Source organism: Thiomonas sp. (genome assembly GCF_054608695.1).
In genome coordinates, this window is record NZ_JBTRXV010000160.1 from 1 (window position 1) to 4,782 (window position 4,782).

Genomic DNA, 4,782 nt, shown 5'->3' on the forward strand with positions numbered 1-4,782 from the left:
CTTCGGATCGGCTGCGATAGCATCATGGGGCCAGACCTCCCGCCATCATCCATGGCCATCATCCATGCCTTTCCTCTCTGCACACCAGATGCCACCCATGCGGGTCATGCTTCGCGCCAAACTGCATCGCGCCACGCTCACTGGTGCCGACCTTCATTACGAAGGCTCATGCGGGATCGACCAGAGCCTTCTTGATGCGTGCGACATCCTCCCAGGCGAGCAAATCGAGATCTACAACGTCACCAACGGGGCACGCCTGAGCACCTACGCCATTGCCGAGCCTTCGGGCAGCGGCCGCATCACCCTGAACGGCTCTGCAGCGCGCCATGCCGTCATCGGAGACTTGCTCATCATCTGCACCTACGCACCGATGGACGACACCACTGCGCGAACCTTTCACCCACGCATCGCGCTGCTCGGTGCCCGCAATCAGGTCGTCACCATGAAAGAATCGAGTCGGTGACTTTGAAGATCCGGGTGATCTGACGGACCGCTGTTACTCAGTGGGCGTCGGTCGATGATCAGCGCTCCATACCGCGCTGCCGCCTGGACCGGAGACGCGGTGAAGGCGAAGTCGTGCCGGACGGGAATTGCGCATCATCCTTTCCTTGCTCACCAGGAATGTCTCGATGAGGTTGCCTGACATAAACGCGATCAGGCTCAAACCATAAACAACCTTCGTCCCACTCCTTGCGCAGCGTCGTCTGCAACGAGCCGGGCAGGCACTCAGCATGTTGTTCGAGCGCCTTGGTCATGCCTTCCGCTACGCGATCGATGACCGTCGCGGCATCAACCACATGACAGGCGTCGCGCCCGAACCGGATCAACTCTTCTCGCGTGGGGTAGCCTTTCGACCCGGCCATCTTCAAGGCCAGCGTGCGATCGGTCATCTGCACACCGGTGCGGGCATCTTCGTAGCTGTAGGTCGTGGTGGTGACGATGTCATAGGCCGGTGCCAGTCTGGGCGGCAGCTCGGCCCGCGGGTGTTCGTAGAGCACGCCGAAGTTTTTCAGGTGAGCGTCACCGTTGCGCACCATCATGGATAGGGCAACCGACTCGAACAACCGGAACTGCGAGTTCTGCGCGTTGGCTCCGCAAAACACCTGGACGGCCTTGGCGATATTTTCGTAACTGCCTTCGTATTTGTAGCGTCCGTAAGGGTCTGGGGCTTTGCCCATCAGCACGGCCATGTCCTCGAAGCCCAGCCTGTTTCCATCCGGCGTGATGTCGAACCGCTTCATCACAAACAACTGCCCGTCGTTCGATAACCAGAACTCGGGTACGTCCAGGCCCGACAAACGCGCGGCTTCCATGCAAAGAAATTCGTTGGCCGCCAGGCCGGGAAATTCCTCACCGCCTGATTTGACGATCAGATCAGCCGACGTCGCCGTGGCACGCAGGTCTGGCCCGAGGCGATCGGCATCGGGTGCCATGACCTTGGGCTGCACGCCGGAAATGCCCGAATCGAAATACTGATCGACCAGAAATGCGAACACCTCGGCGGACGAGGTGCCTGAAAGAATCTCCCGCAGTCCAACTTGTGGCGCTCTGTTGCGCCCAGGGTGGCCCGCATCTCTCAGGCTGAGCCGCCCGATCTGGTGTTCGCCCGTCATGGCCAGCAAGCTCATGTCGTCGATGGGGCCAAGCTTGGCCATTCGTCTGACAAGTTCTTGTGCAAGCCAGCCCTCCGGTTTGTTCATCGAGAAGATGGGCGGCAGTGTGTTCCCACCATAGCTCTGCGCCCGAATCGGCATGGTCAAGGACACTTCGCAAGACGGGTCAATCCCACGGTCATAATTGAAAACATACTGCGACTCGCGCAGCAGATGCCCTGCGGCACCCTGAGGAGTGGTGACCTCCAGGTCTTTAATCTTCTTCATCGCGGAAGTACTCCTGAAGGTGATCGACATCGAGCCGCGCATCCTGGATTTGCAGGCCCTTGCCCAAGACGGCCAGCGCCGCCATGAGGGTGTAGATGCTGACGTTCTGCCCCGCCTCCAGTGCCGCAATGGTCTGGCGCTTGCGGCCAATGGCCGCGGCAATCTCGGCCTGACTCTTGCCCAGCGCCTTGCGCTCGGCGCGGAATGCACGGCCAAGATCCTGCGCGTTCAATGCTGGGAATGCGGTCTGCTTGATGTCCTTCATAACAGACATTTTGACAGAAAATTCTATAAATGTCATTTACGTCGAACATTTCAGATCACCGCCCGATCCCTTTTTCCCGCTTCCGCTGCTTGTCCATCTCCGCGATGAACCCGCTCATCGCCGGGGCCGATGCCTCGCCGCGCCGGGTAACGACTTGATCCACCACTTCGGCAATCAGCTTGCGTCCATCGATCCCATGCCGCGTGGCCCGGTCGTGCGCGGCGATGAACTCCCGCACCGCTGCGGCCTGGTCGCCGTCCAGCCAGCGTTCCAGCGCCTGCTGCATCGTTCGAATCGCCCGCTCGCGTGGCGAGTCGGCTGCCTGTTTTTCGGGCACCCCGGGACCTGCCCGCGCTCTGTCGGGATCTTCTGCCGCTCGGCACGGTTATCCCCAGATCCTGGGGATAACCGTGCCTGCGGTTTTCTCGGCATCCGCTGGGCCTGCGCATCAGTAACGATCGCCTGCAAATCATCATTGATCACGGTGATCCCGAGCCGCACCGCTTCCCGCGCAGCCCTCTCCCGGAACTCGCTGCTGCCTGTGATGTCCACCTTGCCGCCATACTTCTGCGCAGCGATACGGAGCGCCGCCTCCAGTGAATCCGGTCCCTTGTCGTGCATAAGGATCCGGGGTCCGGTGTCGGTGAACTTCTCCCGCCCGTCCTGGCCCCGGTAGATCACCAGCTGGCGCTTGTGGTCGATCTGCGCATCGAACGCCGCCACGGTGAGCTTGCGCAGCAGGTCGAGTTCTTCGCCCTCGAGGCCGTCCTGCAGCTGGTACTTCTTGCTCTTTCGCTGCTCGCGGTAACGCATGCCACGCAGCGCAGCCTTGGCCGCCTCGTCACCGTGCTCGGCCTGATTCTCCAGCCAGGTGCGCCAATCGAGTGTCCGGCGCATCTCGTCGGCAAATTCCTTGCGCTCTGCCGCCTGGCGCTTTTGCAGTTCCTCTCGACGCATTGCTGCACGGTAGGCGAACAGCGACTGCGACACCTTGAATGGGACACCTTCCGCCTTGTCCTTCTCGATCACAGCCTTTCTTTCTTGCTGCAGATCGATCTGCAGTTGCTTTCTTTCAGCCAGATGCTGATCCCGCAGCCCGGCACGCTGCCTGGCGCGTCGGGCTTTGATCTCTCTCCTTTCGGCCTCGAACCGCTTGGACAATTCCTCACGGGCCTTGGCGCACTCCTCGCGCCGCGCCGCACGCTTGGGATCTGGCTCGGTCTCAGACACAAGCGAATCCGTTTGGGCGCGAGTGCGGTGCGTATGTTCCATGTAGGTTTGCGCCTGTGGCGGGCTGGGGTTCTCGGCGGCCCCTCGGAATGGTCCGAGCTTCTTCTCCAGCGCAGCCTTGCTCGCCCAACGCCCGAGCTGCGATGCCTTTGCGGCAAGGACTTCACCATCCGGCCCCATGGTGGTCACGATCAGACCGGAACCCTTGGCCTCGATACGAATCCCGTGCATCGCCAACGCGTCATGCACGGACTGCCAGCTCGCGCCTGGTTGATGAATCACGGACCGAAGATCCTTCGCGGGTTCGCCGGCAACCCAGACCTGGAAAGGTTCGCCACCGATATGCTCGGCCGCCATGCGGGCCGCATGCGTGAAATTGGGGCGGCGGTCTTCGTCTTCTTTCCACAGCCCCATCTTGATCGCCGTGTACCGCGGCATGATTTTGGCCATGCCGGGATTCGGCTCGGTGACAACATAGGCACCTTTGTCGTGGCTCCATCCTTGATCAAGCTCGACCTCACGCGCCAATCGATGAAGTAGCGCGTAGTCGAATCGGGGCGGCCCCGTGACGATCGCTCTCTCCGGATGAACTTTGCTGAGGATCAGATGGAAGGAAGTGGTCGTGGTCGGTGTCACGGTGGATCGCCCAAAAGGCCTCGTTCTCCTCCATGCCAAGACCCTTCATAAAGTGGTGAGCCGTCTTCTCGCATTGGTCCCGGCTTGGATGCTCGCCCTCTGGCCAACTGATGCTGACGTGATAGACCGGATTGCCTTTGAACCGCGTCGACTCGCGCGATCGCACGGTCATGGCCTCTGCGAGCCAACGCCTTTCTTCTTCCGTGTCCAAATCGAAATCGATGTTGATGCAGCCCATGCCCTCGACCGGGATCAGCTGGATTCCTTTGGCCTTCGAGTCCTTGTCGTCGCGTGCGGCATATTGAATGGGCTCGACAAAGACGCCCTTCGTGGGGCCTTTTTTCATCGTTCCGATGACGTGCGGAATCATTTCTTGCCAGCGATCCGCGCCGCGATTGCCAAGAGGTTCTCGCGCCCATCCCAATAGCGCCACTTTTCCTCGTTCGACCAGTTGGCGTTCCTCGGGTAAAGATGCTTGAGCATTCCCGCAACACGGCGCAACTCGAGTACCGCCTTTTGGTCAGCGGCTGTCAGGATTGGTCGCGTCATCGTGGCGCGTCGGACAAACTCGCTGACGGTCAGATCACACAGTGCTGCCCGCTCAGCCAGCACTTGGTAGTCGTCTGCATCCCATCGGATCTCGACGCGTTTTCTGGGTTTGGTTTCGATCTTGCTCATGCAGGAGTTCTGCAAGCTGTTGCAGCATCCTGGGGCGCCTTGGATCGAGATCGATGAAGCGTTGATCACCGGCCGTCTGCCGCTGATCGGAAA

The 4,782-nt window shown here is 60.6% G+C and carries 6 protein-coding genes; 1 reads left to right on the forward strand and 5 read right to left on the reverse strand.

The genetic code is table 11. The features are described 5' to 3' along the window. The first annotated feature begins 64 nt into the window (after positions 1-64). A complete protein-coding gene (panD, locus tag ACYCUK_RS23350) occupies positions 65-463 on the forward strand; it encodes an aspartate 1-decarboxylase (RefSeq protein ID WP_461596982.1) in 399 nt (132 codons plus the stop codon). Positions 464-521: 58 nt separating this feature from the next. On the opposite strand, the gene ACYCUK_RS23355 is transcribed toward panD, so the two are convergent. The 5 genes from ACYCUK_RS23355 to ACYCUK_RS23375 all read right to left on the reverse strand — a co-directional run bounded on the left by ACYCUK_RS23355 (position 522) and on the right by ACYCUK_RS23375 (position 4,689). Next, positions 522-1,880, reverse strand: coding sequence for a type II toxin-antitoxin system HipA family toxin (locus tag ACYCUK_RS23355; RefSeq protein ID WP_461596983.1), 1,359 nt, complete (start codon positions 1,878-1,880; stop codon positions 522-524). Further along, positions 1,867-2,154: a helix-turn-helix transcriptional regulator gene (locus tag ACYCUK_RS23360; RefSeq protein WP_461596984.1), complete on the reverse strand. Its 288-nt coding sequence runs from the start codon at positions 2,152-2,154 to the stop codon at positions 1,867-1,869. The genes ACYCUK_RS23355 and ACYCUK_RS23360 overlap by 14 nt, the downstream gene beginning before the upstream one ends. 165 nt (positions 2,155-2,319) lie before the next feature. Beyond that, the gene (traI, locus tag ACYCUK_RS23365) at positions 2,320-4,011 is read right to left on the reverse strand and encodes a TraI/MobA(P) family conjugative relaxase (RefSeq protein WP_461596985.1); all 1,692 of its coding nucleotides are present in this window, start codon (positions 4,009-4,011) and stop codon (positions 2,320-2,322) included. Further along, a complete protein-coding gene (locus ACYCUK_RS23370) occupies positions 3,893-4,357 on the reverse strand; it encodes a relaxase/mobilization nuclease domain-containing protein (protein WP_461596986.1) in 465 nt (154 codons plus the stop codon). The genes traI and ACYCUK_RS23370 overlap by 119 nt, the downstream gene beginning before the upstream one ends. A 20-nt stretch (positions 4,358-4,377) precedes the next feature. Beyond that, positions 4,378-4,689 (reverse strand): plasmid mobilization protein, encoded by a 312-nt coding sequence (locus ACYCUK_RS23375; RefSeq protein ID WP_461596987.1) that lies wholly within the window; start codon positions 4,687-4,689, stop codon positions 4,378-4,380. Between the last annotated feature and the right edge of the window lie 93 nt (positions 4,690-4,782).

What these genes read in the sequence shown, in the direction of transcription:
- panD (WP_461596982.1), top strand. Translation starts at nt 65, where the DNA reads ATGCCTTTCCTCTCTGCACACCAGATGCCACCCATGCGGGTCATGCTT.
- ACYCUK_RS23355 (WP_461596983.1), bottom strand. Translation starts at nt 1,880, where the DNA reads ATGAAGAAGATTAAAGACCTGGAGGTCACCACTCCTCAGGGTGCCGCA.
- ACYCUK_RS23360 (WP_461596984.1), bottom strand. Translation starts at nt 2,154, where the DNA reads ATGTCTGTTATGAAGGACATCAAGCAGACCGCATTCCCAGCATTGAAC.
- ACYCUK_RS23370 (WP_461596986.1), bottom strand. Translation starts at nt 4,357, where the DNA reads ATGAAAAAAGGCCCCACGAAGGGCGTCTTTGTCGAGCCCATTCAATAT.
- ACYCUK_RS23375 (WP_461596987.1), bottom strand. Translation starts at nt 4,689, where the DNA reads ATGAGCAAGATCGAAACCAAACCCAGAAAACGCGTCGAGATCCGATGG.